Raw genomic sequence first — 22,680 nt, forward strand, 5'->3', positions numbered from 1 at the left:
CAATCTTTTCTGCTTTTATCATTGGCAGGTTGTCATATATACTGTTGATGTATGAATGCGCTTACTTATCTTAATTTGCAAAGGAAGAAGCACATGAATGAAATGAAAGAAGATAAATATGTCATTGGCGAACAACAATTCTCCATTCATCACATCTATCGTACCGGTTTCACAGTTATGCCCCGGCCCCATGTCCACGAGAACTATGAGCTGTATCTCTTACTGCGAGGCGAACGCATCTATTTTATGAATGGCAAGGTATACACCGCTCGCAAGGGGGATCTGATATTCATCCTTCCTCACGACTTGCACTCTACCGCCAGTACGCAATTGCAGGAAACAGAGCGCATTTTGATTCATTTTTCTCCGACGTTTCTCCCACAGCAGGATCATGACATTCTTGACCTGCCGCCATACCAGCAATCCGCGTTACTTCGCTTACCTGCGAGAGAGCAAGTGGAGGTTGAACGTTTATTCCTACAGATGAATACCGAATGCAGGAATAAGCAGCCTCTGCATGACCGTTGCGTACAGCATTTACTGCTGGAAATGCTTATCCTGGTGCACCGATCGGAAGCAATCGAGCGTAGTGAACCTGTCTCCTCTCATCCCATGCATCAGAAAATCACGGAAATTTCTTCTTTTATTCAGGATCATTACAATGAACCGTTAACTCTCGAACAAGTGGCTGCCTGCTTTTTCATTAGTCCAGCTTACCTAAGCCGTATCTTTCTAAAGTTGACTGGTTTTCATTTCAGCGAATACATCCGCGTAGTGCGGGTCAGGGCGGCCCAAACCAGACTTCGAACCACCAAAGACAAAATCCAGCATATTGCAGAGGATGTCGGGTTCGGTCATGCTTCCCACTTTAATAAAATCTTTAAAAAAATAACTGGGCTCTCTCCTCTTCAGTACCGCAAGCAGGTTCGGTAGATATTCAGTGTAAAGAATTAGACGCCAATTTTATACCTCCGCTCTTGTCTTGTTTTTCCATTTTTATATCCACTTGCTCTTTCATGGAACTAAATACAAGCCGCGTTGGAATAAGTAAAATGCACAAAAAAGCCATACTTCGCTGCAATGCGTGCACCGAAGTATGGCTTTTACATAGTCATTCTCCATCTTTAAAATTATAAATTACTCTTTCTATGACTTTTATTGCAATGCTTTAATATCCTGAATCAGCATTTCAACATTTTCTTTCTTCGTAGCCCAACTGGTACAGAATCGAACTGCACTATGTGTATCATCAACCTTTTCCCAAAAGGAGTAAGTATATTTTTCACTCAATGCTTTTAGTATACGATCTGGTAAAATCGGAAACTGCTGATTGGTTGTAGAACGGTATTGAAAAGAAAAACCTTGCTCAGATAATCCGTTTTGAAGCAGCATGGCCATGTCTATCGCATGTTTGGAGATTTCAACGTATAAACCGTCTTCAAACAAAGTTTCAAATTGAATGCCCAACATTCTTCCCTTAGCCAGCAGCCCCCCTTTTTGCTTGATCATATATCGGAAATCTTTTTTCAATGTATCATTTAGAATGACTACGGCTTCTCCCATCAATGCTCCAATTTTTGTCCCGCCAATGTAAAACACATCGCAAAGCTGTGCTATATCCGCTAAAGATGCATCGCTATCTTCGGCCACCAAGCCATAGCCCAATCGGGCTCCATCTATGAACAGTGGTAAACCACATTCTTGACAGACTCTACTTAATGCTTCCAGCTCTGCTTTGCTATAGATCGTTCCATTCTCAGTAGGTTGGGAAATATAAACCATCCCGGGCTGTACACTATGCTCAGGAGCGGCATCATTCCAGTGAGCGTCATACAAATCTTGTACCTGCTCGGCCCGGATCTTCCCATCTCCGCTTGGCAAAGTAAGTATTTTATGTCCAACAGCTTCAATCGCTCCGGTTTCATGAACCGCAACATGTCCCGACACTGCCGCAACGACGCCTTGATGCGGACGCAGAATAGAAGAAATAACAGTGGTATTGGTCTGTGTACCTCCAACCAAAAAGTGTACATCCGCATTTGGGGAGTCACATGCTTCTTTAATATATGCTCTAGCTTTTTCACAATGATCATCCACACCATAACCTGGAGTTTGTTCATCATTCGTCTCCAGTAGTCGCTTTAATATGCGCTCATGGGCACCTTCGGTATAGTCGCATTCAAATCGTATCATTCTGTATCCTCTCCAAATTATCCAATTTCTTCTGAATTAACAACATAGAAGCATGTAATTCTTTTATCTCTTCTTCTGAGAGTCCTTGAACTAATTTTAGAATTTGTTCATCAGACCTTTCATTCAATTGGTTAAAGAACGCCTTTCCTTTAGGAGTCAAACGAATCAGATTTGTTCTATTATCCAACGTTGAATTTTCCTTAACAAGAAAGCCCTCTTTGCAAAATTTAGCAATGATCCTACTCATATAGCTGCGATCAATTTTAAGAGATTCGACTAAAGTATTCGCTATACATGGCTCGATCAACCCGATCTCTATAATGACACGGGCCTCGGTAAAGGAATATCCGCTATCCAGCACATGTCTATCCAAAACACCCAGTATATTCGTATAGAACCGATTAAAACGCCTCATATCCGCTATGATATTAGCATCTATATTGACCATAACTCCCCCTATTTAGTGGACTTTTGCAACAATTATAGTAAAGATTTTTGTGGACTATGTCAATGAAATAAAAAAACCGTACATTAAGACTCTCGCCTAATGTACGATCCTGTATTATATATTTACCTACAAGTTCAATGAACTATCGCTATTTATAGCCTTTTGCTTCTTATGCTTCCGTTTCAGCTTCAGATGAGCTACGACCATATACAGCGTCGGAACTACAAACAATGTTAAAATAGTTGAAAAAATCAGTCCGAAAATAATGGTTGTTGCCAACGGTTTGAACAAGATCTCCCCTATTGTGGCAATAGGAATCATACCCACAATGGCAGTTAGCGAAGTAAGCAAGATCGGACGGAAACGGGCAGAGCATGCCATTAGAATGGCGTCTGTTAAATCAGCGCCTTCACGCCGTGCATCTTCAATAAACTCTATCAGCACGATACCGTTACGCACGACGATACCAGCAAGTGAAATGATCCCCATAATACTCATGAATCCAATGGGCATCCCTGAAATAAAACTTCCAAGGATTCCCCCTGCCGCTGCCAGATAAACGGTAGTCATAATAATGAGTGGTGTGGACACCGAGTAAAACTGCATGGTGATCAAGAGGAGAATAAGGAAAATAACAATAACAGCTAATTTGCCCAAGTCCTTAAACATATCAGACTGCGCAGATGTTTCCCCTCCCATCTCCCAGGTGTAGCCTGGTTCAAACTGGGTATTTGTAAGTTTGCTACGGATATCATTAGTGAGTTCTGTAGCCGTACGCCCGTTACCATTGGCTGAGATCGTTACCGTCCGTTCCAGATCATAACGGTGGATTTGTTGGATGGAAAAGTCCGGTTTCATCGTGGCTAATTGGGATAAAGGTATTTGCTCCCGTGCCGCATTGTTCACACTTAATTGTTGGAATAATACCTCAGGATCTTGGTTTGGTTTGTTCATGTATATATTGACATCAAGCAATTCCTTACCCGTGTCAAAATCCGTTACATTCACCCCGTCACCCATTAATAGCAAAGTACGCGTTAAATCGGAATAGCTAACCTGATATTTATCCAAGGCTTGCTGATTGATTTGGAAATTCAGATTATAGCTTTGCATACCCATATTATCGGTCACATCTACAGCTCCGGGTGTCCCCGCAACCATTTCTTTGACTTTAGTTGTCATGTTTTGCAGCTTATCAATGTCTTCTCCTTTAATACGGATAGACACCGCACTGCCGACCGGAATACCTAATTGGGGAACACGAATGCTGATTAATGCAGATGGATATTTAGCTTGTAGCGTATGGGTCCAGTTATCTACTGTTTTTTTGAGATCAAATAGCCCCTCTTTTCCAACGACAGCAATTTGGCCGTTGACCGCTCCCCCAGAGCCATGACCGCCTGCAACATCACTATACAGCTGAGGCGCTCCTCCACCTGCCGTTGCCGCCAGCCGCTCTGTTTCTGGCTGTTTTTTGACCCAGCTCCCAATCTCGTTTACAACTTGATTGGTTGCCTGCAACGACGTTCCTTCTGGCATCGTTACACTAATCGTGGCATCCGCTTGATCGGAATCCGGAAATAATTCAATGGGAACAACAGCAAGTAGTCCATAAGCTGCTGTACCCATCATAAGACCAATAAGCGCTGTTAACAGTGGACGTCGCAGTATTCTAGGCATCCAGTTTTTAGAGTACACATTGGATAGAGATTGTATTTGATTCCCCAGAAGTCCAGGTGGCTTAACTGTCTTACTACTCTCTTTTCCTTTACGACGTTGATCGTACCATTGACGGAAAATAGGAATAATTGTTAACGACATAATCATGGAAGCCAGCATCGTTAACGAAATAACGGTAGGTATCGGTTTAATAAAGTCACCAATAGTGCCCGGCAGGAATAAAAGCGGGGCAAATGCCGCAACCGTAGCTAGCGTAGCTGTAATGATCGATAAGGATACCTCTTTCGTCCCTTTAATGGCCGCCTCCGTAGCATCTTCCCCAAATTCAGAGCGTCGGCGTTCAATGTTGTCATTGACCACGACGGCATCATCAACCAATATCCCTAATACGATGATTAATCCGATGACTGAAATTTGATTCAGCGTGATTCCTGTTGTGGGCAAGAAGATAAAGCCAATGGCGATGGAAACAGGAATGGCTAAGGCCACAAATGCTGAAGTCAGCAAATTCAAACCTAATGTACATATAACAATGACCGATATAATAGCGATGATCATCTCTTTGGTCAGGTTTCCAAACATTTCATCGACTCGATCATTTTGCGCAAAAAGTAGTTCAAAATGTACATTCTTCGGCAAACCGCTCACAAGTTCATTGATTTTGGCTGTTGTCGCTTTAGATACCGTTGGCACGTCTGTGCCTGTATCTCCGCTCACACTGATCGAAATAGCAGGCTTGTTATTCACATACGTATAACTAGTCGCTTTTTTAAAAACAAGTGAGGCTGTCCCTACATCCTTCAGAGATATCGGGTATCCATCGTCATTGCTTGAAATCTGGACGTTATTTAGGATAGATGGATCCGTAGAGGCATTTACCGTCAGCTGATAAGTACGCTCATTGAAATCCATACTTCCTGTAGGAACTCTCTCATTCTCATTTTTGATTGCTTGAACAACCTGCTCCCAGGAGATGTTATATTGTTGCATCTTTTGTGTGTCTAAACTAATTCGTACTTCTTGATCTGGTATTCCTTGAATATTAACTTGCGAAACACCCGAGACCGTTTTTAATTGATCTTTCCATTTGTTCATCAATTCATTTAACGCGTATAAATTCTCAATTTTATCAGAAGTAATCGCGTATGAACCAATGAAAGAGCTTGTCATGCTATCATTAATAATGGGCTGCATCGCATCTGCTGGAAGCTCAGACTGTGCATCCTGTACCTTTGTACGAAGATCAGCCCACACCTTTGTCGGGTCCGCATCTTCAAAAGCATCTATCATTATACTAGATTGTCCTTTAGATGAAGTGGAAGAAATCGTTTTGACACCTTGTACGGCTTTAATTTTCTGTTCCATGACCTTAGTAATGGTTTGCTCGATTCTTTCAGGTGAAGCGCCTGGATAGATGGTTGTAACACTGGCTGACAAGGGAATAACATCAGGCTGCTCCTGTTTAGGTAACGATGTAAAATTGTAGAGCCCTAGCACAATGCACATGGCGAAGAAAATGAGTGTAATTTTTTGCTTTTTAACGATATATTTAATCATTCGGACGACTCCTCCGATTTCCCAGGTACACCATTCCCAAGTAAATCACCATTAAATAAGGTTCCTGCTCCTTGCGTAACGATTTGATCGCCTGCCTGTAGCCCAGAGACCACTTCGAGCTGATTATTAGTCACTTTCCCCAGTTTAATCGGTGTTTTAACAGCTTTTCCATTTACAGCTTTAAAGACATAAGGATCATTTCCCGTACTAATTACGGCCTCTACGGGCACTAAAAGCGCTTCGTTTTGATTTATGCTTTTAGATGCGCTGATGACTTGACCAGGTTTCCAATTCAGTTCGGGATTGGGAATGCTAACTTCCACATTGATGCTTCCCGTTTTGGAGTTCGTCGATGGATAGATCTGGGTGACGGTTCCTGTTCTCATTTCATCGTAGAGAGATATATTAACTTTTTGGTTTTTCTTCCACGATAAGATTTCACTGTCTGGTACGGGGAGGAGTACTTTTAAAGTCTTGATATTTCCGACAACAAATGCCTCACTTCCACTGGAGCCCAGTTGACCATCAGATATCTTTTTTTCAATCACAACACCAGTGATCGGGGAGGTTAAAGTCGCTTTTTTCAGTGACAAGGATGACTGTTCATAAGCAGCCAATGCATCCTCATAGGTAGCCTGTGCCTGAGCTTTACTGGCTAGCCCTTGTTGTATAGTAGCCCTAGCCGATTCCAGCCCTGCTCTGGCCTGATCTACGCCGGCCGAAGCTTGGGCACGCTGTTCCTGGGATGCCCCTGCAAGCAAAAGAGACAATTTCTCTTGCGCATCACTTAAGCTTTTTTGTGCGTTTGCTAATTCCAGCTGCGCATTCTCATTTTCCGTTAAAGATACCGCACCTGCCTGGAATAGACTTTGGGAGCGTGCGGCATCCGCTTTCTTCTTGTTATAATTATTAGTTGCTACAGTAACCGCATTTTGAGACTGTGCTATCTCCTGCTTTTTGGCGCCATTGTTCAATTCCTGCAATTTCGATTGGGCCGCATTGACCTGGGATTGCGAACTATGAATGCCCGCCTGTGCCGATTGGACAGAAGCCTCCGCTTGGCTAACACCAGCCTTTGCCTTTTCCATGGTTGCCTTTGCCCGATCCAGCTGCAACTGGTAATTGGATGTATCTAGCTTCGCAAGGACACTCCCTTTTTCTACTGAATCCCCAACCTCAACCATAGTGCTCAATATACGTCCATCCGCTTCAAAGGAAACATTGGCCTCATTACTTGCCTGCAATGTCCCCGCCAAATTAAAATCATTGGCCAAAGGTTTCATTGCAAGTTTCTCCACTTTCACCGGGTGACTGGCTTCTGTTACAGAGTTCTCCGTTGCACTGGAGCAACCGGAAGCTACGATAGCTAATGCAACCCCTGCAATCATTATCCTAATTCCTTTTTTCTTCAACTTCATGTCATCCTCCCTGATTCTCTCTTCTAAAGGTGCTATCAGCAACCCGTGGGTCAAGTAAACTTTTTCATCCTTTTTTCATGTTATAACAATGAACAAACAAAAAAATCGTACAAAGGGGCAAGCACCTTATGTACGACTGGGCAAATAAATAACATATTTTCAGTTATTATTTCTAAAGCTGTAAAATACCACGTTCCAACGAAACAGCAACGGCTTCAGATCTGGAATCAACACCAAGCTTGTTATAAATATTCGTTAAATGTGCCTTTACGGTACGCTCGGAAATTCCCATATCAAACGCAATTTCCTTACTTTTAAAACCATGTGCAACAGACTTTAATATATGTCTTTCCTTATCAGTCAGAACTAAGTTTCTTTCATGTGACTTTGCCTCAGCTTCTCTCTTATTCGTGGCAGCAAATACCCTTGCTGTTATTTCTGGCTGAAGCAGCGTTTCACCCCTTAGCGCAGACTCAATCGTGCGAAATAGGTTTTCCCGACTGGTATCTTTCAACAAATATCCTTTTGCTCCCAAAGAGAGTCCTTTAATCATTAAATCATCTTCGTTATAGGTCGTCAGGATAATGACTGGCGTTTCATTTTGTTTTTCTCTGAGGGCCTTCATGGTTTCCAAACCACTCATTTGCGGCATATATAAATCCAACAGGATGACATCCGGCTGAAGTTCTTCGATCAATTTAAGAGCCGTTACACCTTCTCCAGCCTCACCAATCACTTCATAGCTGTCATGGGTCTCCAGCACCAGCTTTAATCCTTCTCTAACTACCCAATGATCATCGACGATTAAAACCTTGTATTTCATAATAGGTCTCCTTTAGTAAGAGGCGCCTCTATTTTTATAGCCGTACCTTCTTGAAATATACTGCTGATATTGATTTTTCCACCCAGCATCCGTACACGTTCATGTATACCTATTATTCCGTAATGCCCTGTTTGCTTGGCAATAATATCCGTATCAAATCCTTTTCCATCATCACGAATCTCGATTTCAATCTTGCCTTCGTTATCCAAAATACTTATCCATACAGTATTCGCATGTGAATGCTTCGCTACGTTGGTTAAACACTCGCTTATAATAAACAATCCATGTTCGAACACCAGTCTGGGAACCGAAGCTTTAATTTTGATGTTGCGGATTACACGAATGCTCGTAGCCATTGTGAATCGCTGTATTTCTTCCTCCACGGCTTCTGCAAAATCAACTTCCGAGATGGTTTTTGAACGCAGATTGTCTATAGCTCGCCTTGAATCAGACAATGTTCTTCGCACTTGTGACATCGATTGTTGGACGATCTCCTGAGCTCTTTGCGTACTTCCTTTTGTCAGATGAGCATCAATGGCTTCAAGTTGCATGATTAGCCCAGCAAGTCCCTGCGCCAGCGTATCATGAAGATCACGGGCCATACGTTGTCGTTCGTTAGCGATTGTAAGTTCTTCGACCTTTTGATGTGCGATTTCAAGTTCTTTAAGAACGTTTTGCGTTCGGATTCGTGCTTGAACTTGTTTGAGAAAAAGAATGGCATAAGCTACTATAACAACTGCAATGAGAAAAAATAGCGGGATGAACAATACAAATTGCCTGCCATCATTATGCCAGACTACAGCCACACAAAAAAGTACATAGGAAATCAAAAATACAAGAATGACCTTAAGCGGCTTGTAATAAATACCTATACTCTGACCCACCAAAATTGGCATTAACCCAACCAGCACAATGGAGAAACTGTCAGGTAGAAGAAATGCACTTGAAAAGATCAATCCCCCTTGCACAACAAAATAAGCCCATGAAAAATATTTTGCAACTCTTTGAGCATGCAAGTACAAGAGGATGTGTAATATGACGATTACAGTAAATAAGACACTTTGCAGCAGATTTAGACCACTAGACAAATGTTGAAGAATGACAGACTCACTATAAATTATAAAAATCCATATTATAGTTAATACTTTTGAAATATCTTTCTTCTCAAATTCACCTTCACTTTCACTTATTTCCGGATCTACATTCTGGACCTGTACATTGAATTCATCGTTCATAATTCCCTCCTACAATTCTAAATTCGGCTTTTCGACTTAATAGAGATAATGGCACTATGACGGCCTAGTCCATTTAGTTTGAACAGAAATCATTTATATATTATTTTACAAAAAAACGAAAAGAAAAAAACGTACACATGGGCAGCTTCACTTGTACGTTTGGGCATTGAATACTTTTTGTTTGATACCATCCAAGTTATGCGTCATATAAAAAGCACGCAGCAGGTTATCCTGTGCGCGCTTGACCACTTACTATTCTTCTTCCAACTCATCTGGTACATCGTATTTATTGATATGTGAAGTCATTGCTGCAACAGCTTCGCTGGCATCCGTTGTGGCCGGTACTTCTCTGACCACATCATCCGTCTGATCACGAAAGTTCAAACGATCTGCCTCAATCTCTTTCTGTTGGTTCGGTTTCATTTTTCACGTCGCTCCTTTCTATTCAAGGGTCTGATCTCGTTCTGTTAACGCGTACAAAGGTACTTCCCGTTCTTCTTCCGGGTTGTTCAGCGCATAGATCCGTGCCGTCTCACGCTGTTCATTCACATGCTGAATATAAATGGGTAGCCCATCACACAACACATTCGCCATTATGGAAGAAGACGCTATTTCTTGCGCTCTTTGAACATTCACTTAGAAAAAACCTCCCTTGCTAAGTAGAGTTCCCCCTTACTATGCACGAGGTAAATATTTGTTATACATATTTCATGCCAACATGTGTTTCACGATCTTGAAAGGATATCATTTGAAAAAATAAATATTATTGTTATTATGGATTGAGAGATTCAGTGAAAACTGCAATCTTAATTGTAGAGAAAAGGAGTAATGATGAATGTTAAACATATTAATGGTTAACTTTCCGGCAGAAGGACATGTGAACCCTACGATTGGGATGACGCAAGCCTTTGCAGCACGAGGGGACCAAGTACATTACATTACAACTGAGAAATACAAGGACAGACTCGAAGCAGTTGGAGCGAAGGTTCACCTGCATTCTGATCTGGTCAGGACCGCTTCTATTGATTCCAATACTCCGGATGGGTTGAGTGCATTTATGAAAATTCATATTCAGACTTCGCTGGACATATTAGCAATTACTCAGCAACTGTCTAAAAGCATTGATTTTGACTTTGTATTCTATGATAGATTCGGAGCTGGCGAGTTAGTTAGAGACTATTTGAAAATCCCTGGTATTGCTTCCTCCCCATCTTTTCTGATTTCACAGAATCGGATGGCTACCAATCTCTTTCGCTTTAATGAAAAGGAGCCGTTTCAACTTGATGAACATGCCACGACCTCACTGCAGCTCATGAAAGAAAGGTTCGGTGTTGCTCCCGAAAATATGGTTCAATTTATGAGCAATACAGGGGCTTTGAATGTTGTATATACCAGTCGATATTTCCAACCAGACGGTGAACAGTATGGTGACGAGAATCTCTTTATTGGTCCCAGCTTTCCAGAACGTAAAGGGGAAAATTCATTTCCACTGGACAGACTAGAGGATAAAAAGGTTTTGTATATTTCGATGGGAACTGTTCTGGACCATACTGAAGACTTTTTTAACACCTGTATTGAAGCTTTTTCCGATTTTGAAGGTATCGTCGTGATTGCAGCTGGCGAGAAAGCTGACTTTACGAAAATCAATCCGGCGCCAGAGCACTTTATCATCTCGCCCTATGTTCCCCAATTGGAGGTATTACGTCATTCAGATGTGTTTATTACTCATGGTGGAATGAATAGTGTAAATGAAGGAATTCACTTTAACGTACCCTTGGTTGTACTGCCGCAGGACAAGGATCAGCCCATGGTCGCGCAGCGGTTAACAGAACTTCAAGCTGGCTATCGAATAACCAAAGACCACATCAATGTACAATCGTTAAGAGATGCCGTACATGAGGTACTGTCGAACGCAACGTATAAAGAGGGCGTACAAAAAATAAATGATAGCTTCCAGCAATCTGGCGGTACAGAAGAAGCCCTCGCAAAAATTGATGCCTATCTTCAAAATAAGCTTGTGTAAATCACACGATTACAATTCTACAAAAAAACAGGAGCCCTGACCATCAAGGGTCGGGTTCCTGTTTATCATGCATTTCTATGTGGAGATATCCCACTTCTGAAACGAAGCCATCGTACACTTTCCGCTCGTGAACGCTCGAATGCCTGTAGATTCTGCTCCCGGATACACTCTTCCTGTGAGGACGTATTCACCGTCGCCGATGAATATTTCCACCGAGCTTTTATCGACAAAAATCCGAAGCTCCAGACGGCCCTCGTTTAAGTTTAAAGGCACTCTTCTCTCTCCGCCCGGGCCTATACCTGCACGCTCACGGTTAAAACGGAACAGACCGTCATCGGGACGATACGAGAGTACAGTCTCCTCTTCGTCGCCCACTCGCAGCTTCAAGCCGAATTCATTGGTGTTACTGGCTTCGAACTCAAATACCGCCTTCAGTTCGTAGCTATCTCCGAACGTTTCCATGATCTGCTCGCCTGTCAGCAAGATATCCCGCTGTTCGAACAGATTGGATCGGTAATTTTCCACCTCTTCAAGCGGACGGAACAGCAATCTGTCGTGGTCGATAACCGCTTCCCGCGGAAGACTCATTGCACCCGCCCAATGGTGCCCTTGCTGGGTCGGCATCTCCGACTCCCACATATCCATCCATCCGATGACGATTCGCCGCCCTTTATCATCCAAGGTTGACTGCGGGGCATAGAAATCGAATCCGTGATCTACCTGAGCATACCGCTCTGCCGTAAATGTTCCAGCCTCCGCATTGAAATCACCTATACCGTACATGGTGGAATGCAGATTGCGGTATGCTTCTCCCTGAGGGGGCATGCGCTGTGGAGACAGCATAAATACGTGCCGACCGCCAAGCGGGAACAAATCCGGACACTCCCAATTATCGCCGAAACGTCCGTCACTCACGGCTAGTACATTGACATACGTCCAGCTTTTCAGGTCTTCAGAACGATAAAGCAGTACAAGTCCGTTCCCTTGGGCATCATTAGAACCAAGAACGGCGTAATATTGATCTTCGTGCCTGAACACCTTAGGGTCACGGAAGTCTTTACGGCTGATCGTGTCCGGTACGGCGTCATAACCGATGACCGGATTGCCCTCCCACTTTTCGAATGTCACCCCGTCCTCCGATACTGCAATCCCTTGTGACTGCTTGTAATCCTGATCCTTGTCAGGCCCGGTTACAACATGTCCGGTATACATCAGGACAAGCTTCCCGTCCTGCTCTATCGCACTGCCAGAGAAGCAGCCATCCTGGTCGAACTCGCCGTCCGGTGCCAAAGCGACCGGTAGATAATCCCACTTCATAAGATCGCGGCTGACTGCATGTCCCCAGTGCATCGGTCCCCATACTGATTTATACGGGTAATGTTGATAGAACAAGTGATACTGCCCGTTATATTGAATGAAGCCGTTCGGATCATTCATCCAGCCGAATTCAGCCATTAAATGGTAGTTCAGCCGATAATCCGGCCGAAGCATATGCTTCGATTGGGAAATAAATTGATCTGCACGCTCTCTCGTATACGTTCTAGTCTGTTTGATAAGGCATCCTACTCCTACAATTATTTAATCGAACCTTGCATAACACCCTGAATAATATACTTCTGGGCGAACAGATAGATGATAATGATCGGAAATATCGTCAGTACCAAACTTGCCATCAATGGACCATAATCCACTGTATAGGTTCCATAAAAGTTATACGTGGACAACGGAAGTGTCCTTTGCTCCGGATCGACCAGAATGAGGGAAGGCAGCAGAAAATCATTCCAGATCCACAGCACATTGAGAATGGAAATGGTGGCAGTCGTGGGCATCAGTACCGGAAACACGATCCGGAAGAATGTTTGAACCCGCGTGCAGCCGTCAATTAGCGCCGCTTCCTCCAGTTCTTTTGGAATACTCTTTACGAAACCATGATAAATGAAGACGGCCAGCGAGCTACCAAAACCGATATACATATAAATCAGCGACCACTTACTGTTCAGCAGATCAAGTGACCCGTAGATTTTCACCAATGGAATCATGATAGCCTGGAATGGAATGATCATGGATGCAACCATCAGCATAAATGTATATTGGTTGAACTTGGTGTTGTTTCTGACAAAATAATGAGCCGTCATCGCCGCGAACAGTGAGATAAACAGAACACTTAACACCGTTATGACCAATGAGTTGGTGAAGGCAGCGATGTAATTCATTTTATCAAATGCATTCATATAATTGACCATACTGAAGCTCTCTGGAAGCGATAACGGATTCGAGGTGATGGCCATGTTTTCTTTGAACGAATTGATCAGCAGAAAGACGAACGGTACGATGAACAATATGAGTATGACTGTCAGCACAATGAATTTGATTACGGAGGAAGCAACTCTTTTTCTTGTCATTACGCCTCCACCTCCAACTTCTTACTAAAATAAACCTGAAGCAGAGTGATGAGAGCAACCATCAGGAACAACACGAATGCTTCTGCTTGCCCCACACCATAATCACGGGAAAGGAATGCCTTTTCATACACATGCATCGACACCATTTGAGTACTGCTGAACGGCCCACCTTTCGTGAGCGCAAGGTTCACGTCATAGACCATAAATCCGCGTTGCAGGGACAAAAATATACATACGATGAAAGAAGGAACCATCAAGGGCAATACCATTTTCCGCAGTCTGGTCCAGCTGTTTGCCCCATCAATGCTTGCGGCCTCCATAATATCATTCGGCACACCCGTCAATCCCGCGATGTAAATGACCATCATGTAACCCGCGTTCTGCCACACCGTTACAATCACGAGTGCCCAGAACGCTTTGTCGGGATCAGCCAGCCAAGTCGTGCTGAGCGACTGTATACTGGCATGTTGTCCCAAATAGACAAGCACGTTGTTGAATATAAACTGCCAGATAAAACCGAGTACAATGCCCCCGACAAGGTTGGGCAGGAAAAATCCTGCCCGGAAAATACTCTGCCCTTTTAACCCTTTAGTCAGCACATAAGCCAGCATAAAAGCGATCACATTGATAAGAACAACGGTATAAAACACATACTTGAGCGTCAAGCCGAATGACTTCCAAAACTCGATATCTCTAAAAACAGCCAGATAGTTTTGGATGCCTACCAGCGATAGTGTGGTGGAAATACCATCCCAGTTTGTGAACGTCAGATAGATGCCATACAAAAATGGAATAATCATTACCGTTATGAAGGCAAACAAGGTTGGGCCCGTAAACAGTAGCCGCGTCCGCAGCCGGTTCCATACTCCTTTTTCCGTAATCATGATGATCCCTTCCTTTGTTTCGGGTTTCTCTCTCTATTCCAGGTAATTTGAAAACAACCTTATTTAACGGTTTTCCAGTAGTTTTCGATTTCTTTAACCAGTGTTGCACGATCTCCCTGTTTCGCCAGATACTTTTGCATGGAAGATCCTGTCTTAGACCAGTGGTCCGCAGGCAGCATGCTCATCGACTGCTCTGACTTGCCTTTTGCAATATAATCCTGGATGGACTTGCCAAGCGGGTCGGCCGCAGGCAGTGTAATATTTTTGAACGCCGGGATAATGTTCGCTTGGTTCACGAGGAAATCCTGGCCTTTCTCATCATATACGATCCAGTTCAGGAACTTCTTCGCCGCATCTTGCTGTTCCGGAGTAGTCTTCTCCTTGTCAATAACAATGCGCTTGGATACAGCGGACGAAATCTCCTGATTGCCGTAGTCATCGGCATTGTTACTGATGGGTACAGGCAAGAAACCATATTCTTTGTTAGCCGTATCAAAACTGTTGATTTGCGGCCATGCCCAGTTGCCCATGAACCAAATGCCAACTTCACCTTTGCCGAGCAGCTCCGGTCCGCGTTCATAAGCTCCTGCTAGCGGAGAAGCCTGATCGATGTTGTATTTCATCATGAGGTCGAATGTATCCATAAGTCCGTTAAATACAGGATTATTAGCCAAGCTAGCCTGGCCCGTTTTTAGTGACGCCATGAATTTGTCCACTTCAGCCATGTCTTTGTTCTGGCCTGCATAAGCAAGAGGCAAATAATGAGCGCCCAGAGACCAGTCCATTGGTGAAATCACCAATGCTTTCTTACCAGATGCCTCAATTTGCTGAAACAGTTTTTCAAGGTCATTTCGGGTTTTAATTGTGGTAGGATCAAAGCTTCCGCCTACCGCTTTATCTACAACGGCTTTGTTGTAAATGAATCCGTAGCCTTCAACAGCCAGCGGAAACGCGTAATTTTTGCCGTCAACCGTCGTAGCTGTGGTAGCGTTTTCAACTGTGTCCTTATTCCACTTTTCTCCGCTCAGATCGAGGATACGGTCCTTGAACTTCTCCACATCACCTGTATCTAGCATGATCATGGTCGGCGGGTTTCCGGATGCGTACAAAGCGGAGGCACGCTCAAAAGGCGACCCACCAGTCGGAACCGGCTGGATTTCAACAGTAATACCCGGATTGTCTTTCTGGAAGGCCTTAGCGGCTTCCTCCAGCTGTGGAAGGATTTCGCCTTTGGAGTTCAAAAGCGTAATCTTCACATTTTTCGAATCCCCTGATCCCCCTCCAGAAGCCGAATTACCTTCTCCACCGGAGCCACCACATGCAGACACCACCATAACTAAAAGAAGCAGCATTACCATCCATTGAACTCTTTTGAATTTACTCACTGTTGTCATCCCCTTATTTATATAATGGCTCTGAACACTTAAATAAAACGCTTACAAACGGATTATATGTCAAAGGTTTAACCTGTGTCAATCGTTTGACATGTTATTCCCTTAGCATGTACTAAAAAAAATCTGTTCCCCTTGTTAGAGGAACAGATTTTCATTCAGGTCGTTGCACGCTCAATTAGTTCAACAGGCAACAGATTGACAGGTTGTACCTGCTCCCCCTCCGCCTGCCTGCGGATCAGCTCGACCGCCAGCCTGCCGATCTCTGCAATCGGCTGTCTTACCGATGTAAGTTCTGGCGTCAGCCAGGAAGCAACGCTTACATCATCGAAGCCTACAATACGCACATTCTCTGGCACATGCCTTCCAGCGCGAATATATTCCTTCAGCGCGAAAGCAGCAATAATATCACTTGTTGCGAATACCCCATCCACATCCGGATGTTCATGAACGAGTTTTGAAATGATCCGCTCGTACTCCTTCTGGTCGAACACATTCAAGTCTGTTTGAACAATCACATGCTGGACATTATGCTTACCCACCACATCCCGGAATGCTTTGGTCCGCTCATTGGACAGCATGTTCAGCTCCAGATTTCCGCAGATATGGGCAATTTTCCGGCAGCCTTTGCGAATGAGCAGCTCCGTAGCCAGCTCGCCTCCGCGATAATTATCCGAGGATATGTAAGGAATATACGGGTCAATCTGCCTATCAAACGTCACGATCGGTGAATTCAAATGTCGGTACTCTTCTACTTCTAATGTATGGCTACCCATAATGATGCCATCCACCCGGTTCCGCTTCAACATATCAATATACACTTTCTCTTTCACGGGATCCATATGTGAATTGCACAGCAGGACCTTGCAGCCATACTGATAGGCGAAATACTCAACCTGATTGGCAAGCTCACTGAAGAAAGGATGCGAGACATTGGGAATAATAAGGCCAATAATATTGGACTGCTTACGTAGCAGAGATCGTGCTATTTCATTGGGTTGATAATTAAGTTCCTCCATTGCGTCGAACACTTTTTTGCGTGTAGTTTCGCTGATATATCCCCGGTTATTCATTACACGCGATACGGTAGTGACCGACACGCCCGCTTTTAATGCTACATCATGAATTGTCGCCATATTAACCTCTTCCCGTACAAAATAAATACATACAAACTATACTCTCTCCCCATCATTTCAACAACTTTACATAACGGAAGGCCTCATAATGGCCGTCAATCTTGCACTAGTCATTTCTATAAGATAATACGACAGCCTATCCAATTGGAAAGGCTGTCGGTAGCTGAAAGTATTAACATCATTCTGATTGTGCGTCCGTCGGTGCATTAATGTATGTATCTGTAAGCACATCAGTCGGTGCATCCGCAGGCAGATTATCCGTTGCTGATTCACTGTTCTGGAGTAGTGCTCTCGGATAGGTCCGTGCACGCTCATAGTACCAGTCAAACAAGAAGCGGGCCATCGCCTGACGTCGGTTATCGCCATCCCACTTTAACCCGGCTGTTGGGTCCGCAAATGAACTCCTTGCTCCAGCTTCCAGCAGAAAGCCATTCATGTGTGCGGTCATGCTGACATTACCGGCTGCTGTAAAAATGGACTTCGTGTTTTGCCCAAATCCATTATTAGAGCCGTTAAACAAATTCCAGTACTCCGAATCGCCGGGCTGTGTTTTGAACCAGGTAAATTCTGTGATATTTATTGGATAGGCTTGAGCTGCCGCCTTAATGTTGGAATCCCATTGCGATTGTAGCTTGTCCTTGTTATCATGCGCTCCGTAGCCCGGATACCAGTGGACAGCATAGCCGTAGTTGTTCAATGGATCTATCAGCGGGTGTTTTGCCGCCGGGCTGTAAAATTGGTTGTATCCAAGTCCTGCAGCCCAGATGACATTATCCGCTCCTTTACTTCGTATCGTGGAAATGATAGAGTTTTGGAATCTTCTCAGATCATTCCAATGGTCAACAAAATCATTTTCACCAGGATAGCCTCCCCAATGCCCATTCGCATATGACTTAATAGGCTCGTTGATCAGTTCAAACATGACGTTATCCGCGCTATTAATAGCCGGCTGCGAGGCAAGATACCCCCATATTTGATTGAATTTGTCCAGATTGGATTGTGTTGTAGCCTGGTCGTTAGCCAAAGTGAAATCAAGACCAAGGGTAACATAAATGCCCTTTGTTTTCGCATAATTGATGTATGGAATAATCACATTTTGTGTAGCTGCTTGTAAACCTGAGAAATTGTATGACCCTGCGGCCACATCTCCCATATCCTGGCGGTCAATAAACAATCGGACCTGATTCATATACCAGCCGTGGTTGCTTCCATACTTCGGTCTGGTGTCTGCAAAGGTGTCAGTGATATCCTTCAAATAAGCCAAAATTGCTGCATGACGATTGTTACCATTTAAATTGAGATAATAATTACTATTTTGATAGGTCCAGTATGCCCCCGACGGCTGATGCCAGCCACTTAAAACAACAGGTTTTCCGCTGCTGTTCACCAATTGATTGCCCCTGACATGGAGCTTTCCCATAGGCATACCTGACCATGCATCTATATGTTGGCCAAAGACCGGTGTTAAAGGCAATAAGAATACAAGTATCAGAGCTATTTTACATACCATACCTAATTTTTTCAAAGAAAGGCCTCCTCTTCAAAAATTAATTGACTATTATGCTAAAAGAATAAAATGGTATAAACATGTAGTGGATCCGCTTCCTGAGTCTATTCTATAGCAAAATCACCCCCCCTTAATGGAAAATTATAACGTTTATTTGCATATATTACAACTAATTGTATAACTTACATTTTTAAACCACAACTTGATTAAATTTAGTTTTTTTCAAATTATGTCTCAAGCGTTAAGTTTGCTATTGTGGACGACTCAATATCAAGCTACAATAAAGGTGCCAAATATGGAAGCGTTTTATATTTGTCCGGTAAGATGGCCAATACTTGAAATAATGTATCATTACCAGCCATTTCTTTCATGTTTGGTCAATCTTTTATGGAGGTGTAAAATGAAGAAGAAGTCTTGGTTCACTTTAATGGTCACGGGTATTGTCTCTCTGTTTTTTTCGGTAAGCGTTTATGCGGGGAATGTTTTTTGGGAACCACTTAATGGTTTCAATTCGGGTGCATGGCAAAAGGCGGATGGATATTCCAATGGGAACATGTTTAATTGCACTTGGCGTGCCAATAATGTCAATTTTACGAACGATGGCAAAATGAAGCTTGGCTTAACAAGTTCTGCGCACAATAAATTTGACTGCGGAGAGTATCGATCGACGAACACTTACAGATACGGCTTATACGAGGTCAGTATGAAGCCTGCTAAAAATACAGGGATCGTATCTTCCTTTTTTACGTATACGGGACCTTCTGATGGCACGCAATGGGATGAAATAGATATTGAATTTTTAGGCAAAGACACGACAAAAGTGCAATTCAACTATTATACAAACGGTGTCGGTGGTCACGAGAAGGTTGTTGATCTGGGCTTTGATGCATCAAGAGGCTTTCACACCTATGCTTTCGATTGGCAGCCAGGATACATTAAGTGGTATGTTGACGGGGTTCTAAAGCATACGGCAACTACAAACATACCAAGCACGCCAGGCAAGATTATGATGAATTTATGGAATGGCACTGGCGTTGACGACTGGCTAGGTTCGTATAATGGAGCGAATCCGCTATACGCCGAATACGATTGGGTAAAATACACGAGCAATTAGTCCATAGTAAAAAAGCAGCCCTGTATGAAGTGCCCCCTTAAAGTTAGACAAATATTTTTATGCAACCAGTTGGGCATGAGCTAGGTATTGTACCGGGCTCATGCCTTTTAGTTTGAAGACGGTCAGATGCTGTATCGAAAAATGGGTTACCGTGAAGTCGGCATTTTTGAAAAACAAGGGGTTATAACAGCGACAGCCAAGGACGAAAAATAATGGCAGCCTATCAGGGCTGCCACTCCAACTTGAACATAGCAAATAAGAGGACAGTTGATGGCCTCAAGTCCTATTTAAGGATTTATCACCTACTTCATCCATAGCCCACCATCGTCCAGTTTTTCTACGCTCTTTAAAAAGAAATTTACTGGCTTAGTTTTTTGAAGATGAGCACTCGTTTCAAATAGCGTCAAAGAGTTAGAAGCACCATCTACTATCGGGACTAAAACTAAACTAATCTCATCAATTAACCTTCAACAGTGAAATTCAAACTTTCTTTTCCTCCAAAAATATAAGAGATACCTAGCTTTTTCAAATGAGCTAAATGAGCATCCGAAGGATCTACTGCAACTGCATAGGTTTTAGCATTGGGATTCGCTACGTAATCTGTTCTAGGGATCGTCGGAGTGTTGTCTTGATCTAAATTTTTTTTTTCCAAAAGTGAAATGTTTCTCCATGGTAATCCTGCCGCAAATCTATGCTTGGCATTCGTAACGATCATGAATTTCCTTGTATTTTTTAGTAAAATATGCCGTTTGATTCTCTTCTAAGAAATCTCCAACGATTTTGTCATTTAGTGATGTTAGCATGTGACAGACAAATAATATATGGTCTCTCCAAATTAATCCTTATCAATATGTTCTCCTGTCTTTAACTTTTCTAATATTTCTTTACCATAATATCGCTCTCTATTATTTAAACCAAAGCAGCCGTCCTGATTTTAACAAAGCCTGATGACACTTGTTCATCAGGCTTTTAATTTTACTAAAAGTGTCTTTTATTATGTTTCATTAATATTTAGTACGCAACTTTATTGTCCGCTGACAGTTGTTTACGATTGAAAAGCGGTTTCTGATAGAATAAAAGGATCTTACAGAATGAAGCCATCTATTTAAATAACAACTGGAGGTATATTCATGCAAACACTTGAAACCAACCGATTGATCCTGCGGAATTTTATCGCAACCGACGCTGCCGGATTGTTGGAGTATACAGCTAATCCAAGAGTTAACTGCTTTATGGACCACCAGATTTCGACGTTGGAGGAAGCTACATTGGAGGTCGAAAAAAGAAGCAGTGACGACTCCCATATCGCGGTCTGCCTGAAAGACAGCAACGAACTGATTGGAGAGCTGTTCGGTATGAAGGAAGAACGAGATTCGGATACATATGGTATTGGATGGAATTTTAATGCCAGATTTGAAGGGAAAGGGTACGCAAGTGAGAGCGCCAACGCCTTCATAGAATATCTCTTTACGCAACAGGAAGTAAGAAGACTGTACGCCTATGTCGAGGACGATAACTTCCGTTCCCAAAAGCTGTGTGAAAAACTGGGCTTTCGCCAGGAAGGCTGCTTCATGGAATTCGTTTCATTTGTTAAATATGAAGACGGCACGCCGAAATACGAGAATACGTATCAATATGCATTACTGAAAAAAGAGTGGCTCTCACAACGTGCTAATCAGAAATAAAGAACAATAGATTAATCTCATTTTTAAAACTAAAAAAACGTTCCATAACAAATACGGCGACTTCTCTCCAGTGGATTCCAGGGAAAAGTCGCCGTTTGGTTTTAGGTTTCGATATAGGGTCTGGTTTAGCTACCCCAAAACGGCTTTGCAATCTGCTGATGATAATTCAACGATCATTTTCATAATTAGTGAGAACTCATTGACTCGAAGTTATTCGGTCCACCCTAATTTTTCGAATTTTATGAGAATATACGCAACTCTAAAAATGCGTATTTATACAAATAATAAGAAGTTGTACTACTTCTTCATTGTCAATTGTTAGCGAATAATAAGGTTTTAAACTAAACAATAAAGAACTAGACTGAATAATAAAGTTATAGACTGGCGACGTGTGGCCCGCATGCGCGGCTGCAGTTGCGCTCCGGAATGAAGTCCAGCTTTGCGATCGGCGCGCTAGCGAAGGCGGCCGGTGTAATTAGAAAATATAGTCTTAGACTGGGAAATAAAGTATTAAAGATATAAACTACGAATATGCTTTTTTCTTGAACCCTCGAATGGTCGCTTGGGCAAATGTACCTGCATCTGCCTCATTCCACGCTGAACTTGCAGCTCCGTCTTGCGGAGCAGTACATGGCGCTCGGTGGCGGCAGCGAGGAGGGCGGCCATGCCGTGTTTGAGCAAGGGAGCTTCCCACCGGTTCGCATTCAGGTACCGGCCGACTTGCAATATACGCCTCCTCGCCAGAGAGCAAGGAGCAGCTTGTCGCCAAGCTGGAGGAAGCAGGGCGCCGCATGCATGAGATTGGGGCATCGCTACAGAACATAGACCCAGAGCGGCTGCAGCGAAAGGCGACTCATCCGGCCGTAGCCTTCGGCGCGTTAAACGCGGTCGAATGGTTCACGATGGTGGAGATGCATTACCGTCATCATCTTCTTCAAAAGGAGCGGCTAGACGCTTTCTTACAAACTGCAGAGTTATTAGGGTAACAGGACACGATAGTTGAATGTTGACCACAACAGCGGCCAGTCTAGGATTTTATTTTCGCGTCCTTATCTGCCGCGGTTGCATTTGTCGGATCAGTCTAAAACATATTTCTCAAAAGCTGACGACCTTTGAAATGGACAATCGCGTAAAATCAGCAACTCCAGTCTACAACTTTATTTTCTTCGAACATCAATTATGAT

At 43.2% G+C, this 22,680-nt stretch carries 19 protein-coding genes and 1 pseudogene; 5 read left to right on the forward strand and 15 right to left on the reverse strand.

The window, feature by feature from the left end:
- Positions 1-93 precede the first annotated feature (93 nt).
- A complete protein-coding gene (locus ACYCS5_RS10835) occupies positions 94-933 on the forward strand; it encodes a helix-turn-helix transcriptional regulator (protein ID WP_023990412.1) in 840 nt (279 codons plus the stop codon).
- A 222-nt stretch (positions 934-1,155) separates the two neighbouring features.
- Here ACYCS5_RS10835 and ACYCS5_RS10840 read toward each other — a convergent pair whose 3' ends face one another.
- The 8 genes from ACYCS5_RS10840 to ACYCS5_RS10875 form a co-directional block, all read right to left on the reverse strand.
- Positions 1,156-2,193, reverse strand: coding sequence for a threonine aldolase family protein (locus ACYCS5_RS10840; RefSeq protein ID WP_459761033.1), 1,038 nt, complete (start codon positions 2,191-2,193; stop codon positions 1,156-1,158).
- Positions 2,180-2,641, reverse strand: a complete 462-nt coding sequence (locus tag ACYCS5_RS10845) for a MarR family winged helix-turn-helix transcriptional regulator (protein WP_029519349.1) — start codon at positions 2,639-2,641, stop codon at positions 2,180-2,182. Before ACYCS5_RS10845 ends, ACYCS5_RS10840 begins: the two co-directional genes overlap by 14 nt.
- Positions 2,642-2,767: 126 nt before the next feature.
- Positions 2,768-5,878: an efflux RND transporter permease subunit gene (locus ACYCS5_RS10850; RefSeq protein WP_459761034.1), complete on the reverse strand. Its 3,111-nt coding sequence runs from the start codon at positions 5,876-5,878 to the stop codon at positions 2,768-2,770.
- Positions 5,875-7,296 carry an efflux RND transporter periplasmic adaptor subunit gene (locus ACYCS5_RS10855; RefSeq protein WP_165149524.1) on the reverse strand — a complete coding sequence of 474 codons (1,422 nt, stop codon included), beginning with the start codon at positions 7,294-7,296 and terminating at the stop codon, positions 5,875-5,877. Before ACYCS5_RS10855 ends, ACYCS5_RS10850 begins: the two co-directional genes overlap by 4 nt.
- Positions 7,297-7,468: 172 nt before the next feature.
- Positions 7,469-8,119: a response regulator gene (locus ACYCS5_RS10860; RefSeq protein WP_029519352.1), complete on the reverse strand. Its 651-nt coding sequence runs from the start codon at positions 8,117-8,119 to the stop codon at positions 7,469-7,471.
- Positions 8,116-9,354: a sensor histidine kinase gene (locus ACYCS5_RS10865; RefSeq protein WP_029519353.1), complete on the reverse strand. Its 1,239-nt coding sequence runs from the start codon at positions 9,352-9,354 to the stop codon at positions 8,116-8,118. Before ACYCS5_RS10865 ends, ACYCS5_RS10860 begins: the two co-directional genes overlap by 4 nt.
- Before the next feature lie 252 nt (positions 9,355-9,606).
- A complete protein-coding gene (locus ACYCS5_RS10870; protein WP_013373210.1) occupies positions 9,607-9,777 on the reverse strand; it encodes a hypothetical protein in 171 nt (56 codons plus the stop codon).
- Positions 9,778-9,795: 18 nt separating this feature from the next.
- Positions 9,796-9,990, reverse strand: a complete 195-nt coding sequence (locus tag ACYCS5_RS10875; protein ID WP_016820419.1) for an H-type small acid-soluble spore protein — start codon at positions 9,988-9,990, stop codon at positions 9,796-9,798.
- Positions 9,991-10,189: 199 nt separating this feature from the next.
- Between ACYCS5_RS10875 and ACYCS5_RS10880 the strand changes: the two genes are divergently transcribed.
- Positions 10,190-11,377, forward strand: a complete 1,188-nt coding sequence (locus ACYCS5_RS10880) for a macrolide family glycosyltransferase (RefSeq protein WP_029519354.1) — start codon at positions 10,190-10,192, stop codon at positions 11,375-11,377.
- Positions 11,378-11,452: 75 nt separating this feature from the next.
- On the opposite strand, the gene ACYCS5_RS10885 is transcribed toward ACYCS5_RS10880, so the two are convergent.
- The 6 genes from ACYCS5_RS10885 to ACYCS5_RS10910 all read right to left on the reverse strand — a co-directional run bounded on the left by ACYCS5_RS10885 (position 11,453) and on the right by ACYCS5_RS10910 (position 18,715).
- Positions 11,453-12,868, reverse strand: coding sequence for a glycoside hydrolase family 32 protein (locus tag ACYCS5_RS10885; RefSeq protein WP_029519355.1), 1,416 nt, complete (start codon positions 12,866-12,868; stop codon positions 11,453-11,455).
- Between the two features lie 83 nt (positions 12,869-12,951).
- Complete coding sequence (locus tag ACYCS5_RS10890; protein WP_029519357.1) at positions 12,952-13,779, reverse strand: carbohydrate ABC transporter permease; 828 nt, start codon at positions 13,777-13,779, stop codon at positions 12,952-12,954.
- The gene (locus ACYCS5_RS10895) at positions 13,779-14,663 is read right to left on the reverse strand and encodes a carbohydrate ABC transporter permease (protein WP_029519358.1); all 885 of its coding nucleotides are present in this window, start codon (positions 14,661-14,663) and stop codon (positions 13,779-13,781) included. The genes ACYCS5_RS10890 and ACYCS5_RS10895 overlap by 1 nt, the downstream gene beginning before the upstream one ends.
- 59 nt (positions 14,664-14,722) lie before the next feature.
- The gene (locus ACYCS5_RS10900; RefSeq protein ID WP_029519359.1) at positions 14,723-16,048 is read right to left on the reverse strand and encodes an ABC transporter substrate-binding protein; all 1,326 of its coding nucleotides are present in this window, start codon (positions 16,046-16,048) and stop codon (positions 14,723-14,725) included.
- Between the two features lie 164 nt (positions 16,049-16,212).
- Positions 16,213-17,190, reverse strand: coding sequence for a LacI family DNA-binding transcriptional regulator (locus ACYCS5_RS10905; RefSeq protein WP_039273857.1), 978 nt, complete (start codon positions 17,188-17,190; stop codon positions 16,213-16,215).
- A 178-nt stretch (positions 17,191-17,368) separates the two neighbouring features.
- Positions 17,369-18,715: a cellulase family glycosylhydrolase gene (locus tag ACYCS5_RS10910; protein ID WP_459761035.1), complete on the reverse strand. Its 1,347-nt coding sequence runs from the start codon at positions 18,713-18,715 to the stop codon at positions 17,369-17,371.
- A gap of 382 nt (positions 18,716-19,097) precedes the next feature.
- Here ACYCS5_RS10910 and bglS point away from each other — a divergent pair, with 382 nt between their 5' ends.
- Positions 19,098-19,811, forward strand: coding sequence for a beta-glucanase (gene bglS, locus ACYCS5_RS10915; protein ID WP_459761036.1), 714 nt, complete (start codon positions 19,098-19,100; stop codon positions 19,809-19,811).
- Positions 19,812-20,271: 460 nt separating this feature from the next.
- Here bglS and ACYCS5_RS10920 read toward each other — a convergent pair whose 3' ends face one another.
- Positions 20,272-20,526, reverse strand: coding sequence for a hypothetical protein (locus ACYCS5_RS10920; protein WP_459761037.1), 255 nt, complete (start codon positions 20,524-20,526; stop codon positions 20,272-20,274).
- 415 nt (positions 20,527-20,941) lie between these two features.
- Here ACYCS5_RS10920 and ACYCS5_RS10925 point away from each other — a divergent pair, with 415 nt between their 5' ends.
- Both ACYCS5_RS10925 and ACYCS5_RS10930 read left to right on the forward strand, forming a co-directional pair.
- The gene (locus tag ACYCS5_RS10925) at positions 20,942-21,496 is read left to right on the forward strand and encodes a GNAT family N-acetyltransferase (protein WP_165149533.1); all 555 of its coding nucleotides are present in this window, start codon (positions 20,942-20,944) and stop codon (positions 21,494-21,496) included.
- Between the two features lie 552 nt (positions 21,497-22,048).
- Positions 22,049-22,482, forward strand: a pseudogene (locus ACYCS5_RS10930) (DinB family protein); the annotation flags it as partial.
- Between the last annotated feature and the right edge of the window lie 198 nt (positions 22,483-22,680).

Source organism: Paenibacillus sp. SEL3 (genome assembly GCF_054602585.1).

Excerpts from the sequence above, each read along its gene's own strand:
- ACYCS5_RS10835 (WP_023990412.1), top strand. The coding sequence starts at position 94 with ATGAATGAAATGAAAGAAGATAAATATGTCATTGGCGAACAACAATTC.
- ACYCS5_RS10840 (WP_459761033.1), bottom strand. The coding sequence starts at position 2,193 with ATGATACGATTTGAATGCGACTATACCGAAGGTGCCCATGAGCGCATA.
- ACYCS5_RS10845 (WP_029519349.1), bottom strand. The coding sequence starts at position 2,641 with ATGGTCAATATAGATGCTAATATCATAGCGGATATGAGGCGTTTTAAT.
- ACYCS5_RS10850 (WP_459761034.1), bottom strand. The coding sequence starts at position 5,878 with ATGATTAAATATATCGTTAAAAAGCAAAAAATTACACTCATTTTCTTC.
- ACYCS5_RS10855 (WP_165149524.1), bottom strand. The coding sequence starts at position 7,296 with ATGAAGTTGAAGAAAAAAGGAATTAGGATAATGATTGCAGGGGTTGCA.
- ACYCS5_RS10860 (WP_029519352.1), bottom strand. The coding sequence starts at position 8,119 with ATGAAATACAAGGTTTTAATCGTCGATGATCATTGGGTAGTTAGAGAA.
- ACYCS5_RS10865 (WP_029519353.1), bottom strand. The coding sequence starts at position 9,354 with ATGAACGATGAATTCAATGTACAGGTCCAGAATGTAGATCCGGAAATA.
- ACYCS5_RS10870 (WP_013373210.1), bottom strand. The coding sequence starts at position 9,777 with ATGAAACCGAACCAACAGAAAGAGATTGAGGCAGATCGTTTGAACTTT.
- ACYCS5_RS10880 (WP_029519354.1), top strand. The coding sequence starts at position 10,190 with ATGTTAAACATATTAATGGTTAACTTTCCGGCAGAAGGACATGTGAAC.
- ACYCS5_RS10885 (WP_029519355.1), bottom strand. The coding sequence starts at position 12,868 with ATGCTTCGGCCGGATTATCGGCTGAACTACCATTTAATGGCTGAATTC.
- ACYCS5_RS10890 (WP_029519357.1), bottom strand. The coding sequence starts at position 13,779 with ATGACAAGAAAAAGAGTTGCTTCCTCCGTAATCAAATTCATTGTGCTG.
- ACYCS5_RS10895 (WP_029519358.1), bottom strand. The coding sequence starts at position 14,663 with ATGATTACGGAAAAAGGAGTATGGAACCGGCTGCGGACGCGGCTACTG.
- ACYCS5_RS10905 (WP_039273857.1), bottom strand. The coding sequence starts at position 17,190 with ATGGCGACAATTCATGATGTAGCATTAAAAGCGGGCGTGTCGGTCACT.
- bglS (WP_459761036.1), top strand. The coding sequence starts at position 19,098 with ATGAAGAAGAAGTCTTGGTTCACTTTAATGGTCACGGGTATTGTCTCT.
- ACYCS5_RS10920 (WP_459761037.1), bottom strand. The coding sequence starts at position 20,526 with ATGATCGTTACGAATGCCAAGCATAGATTTGCGGCAGGATTACCATGG.
- ACYCS5_RS10925 (WP_165149533.1), top strand. The coding sequence starts at position 20,942 with ATGCAAACACTTGAAACCAACCGATTGATCCTGCGGAATTTTATCGCA.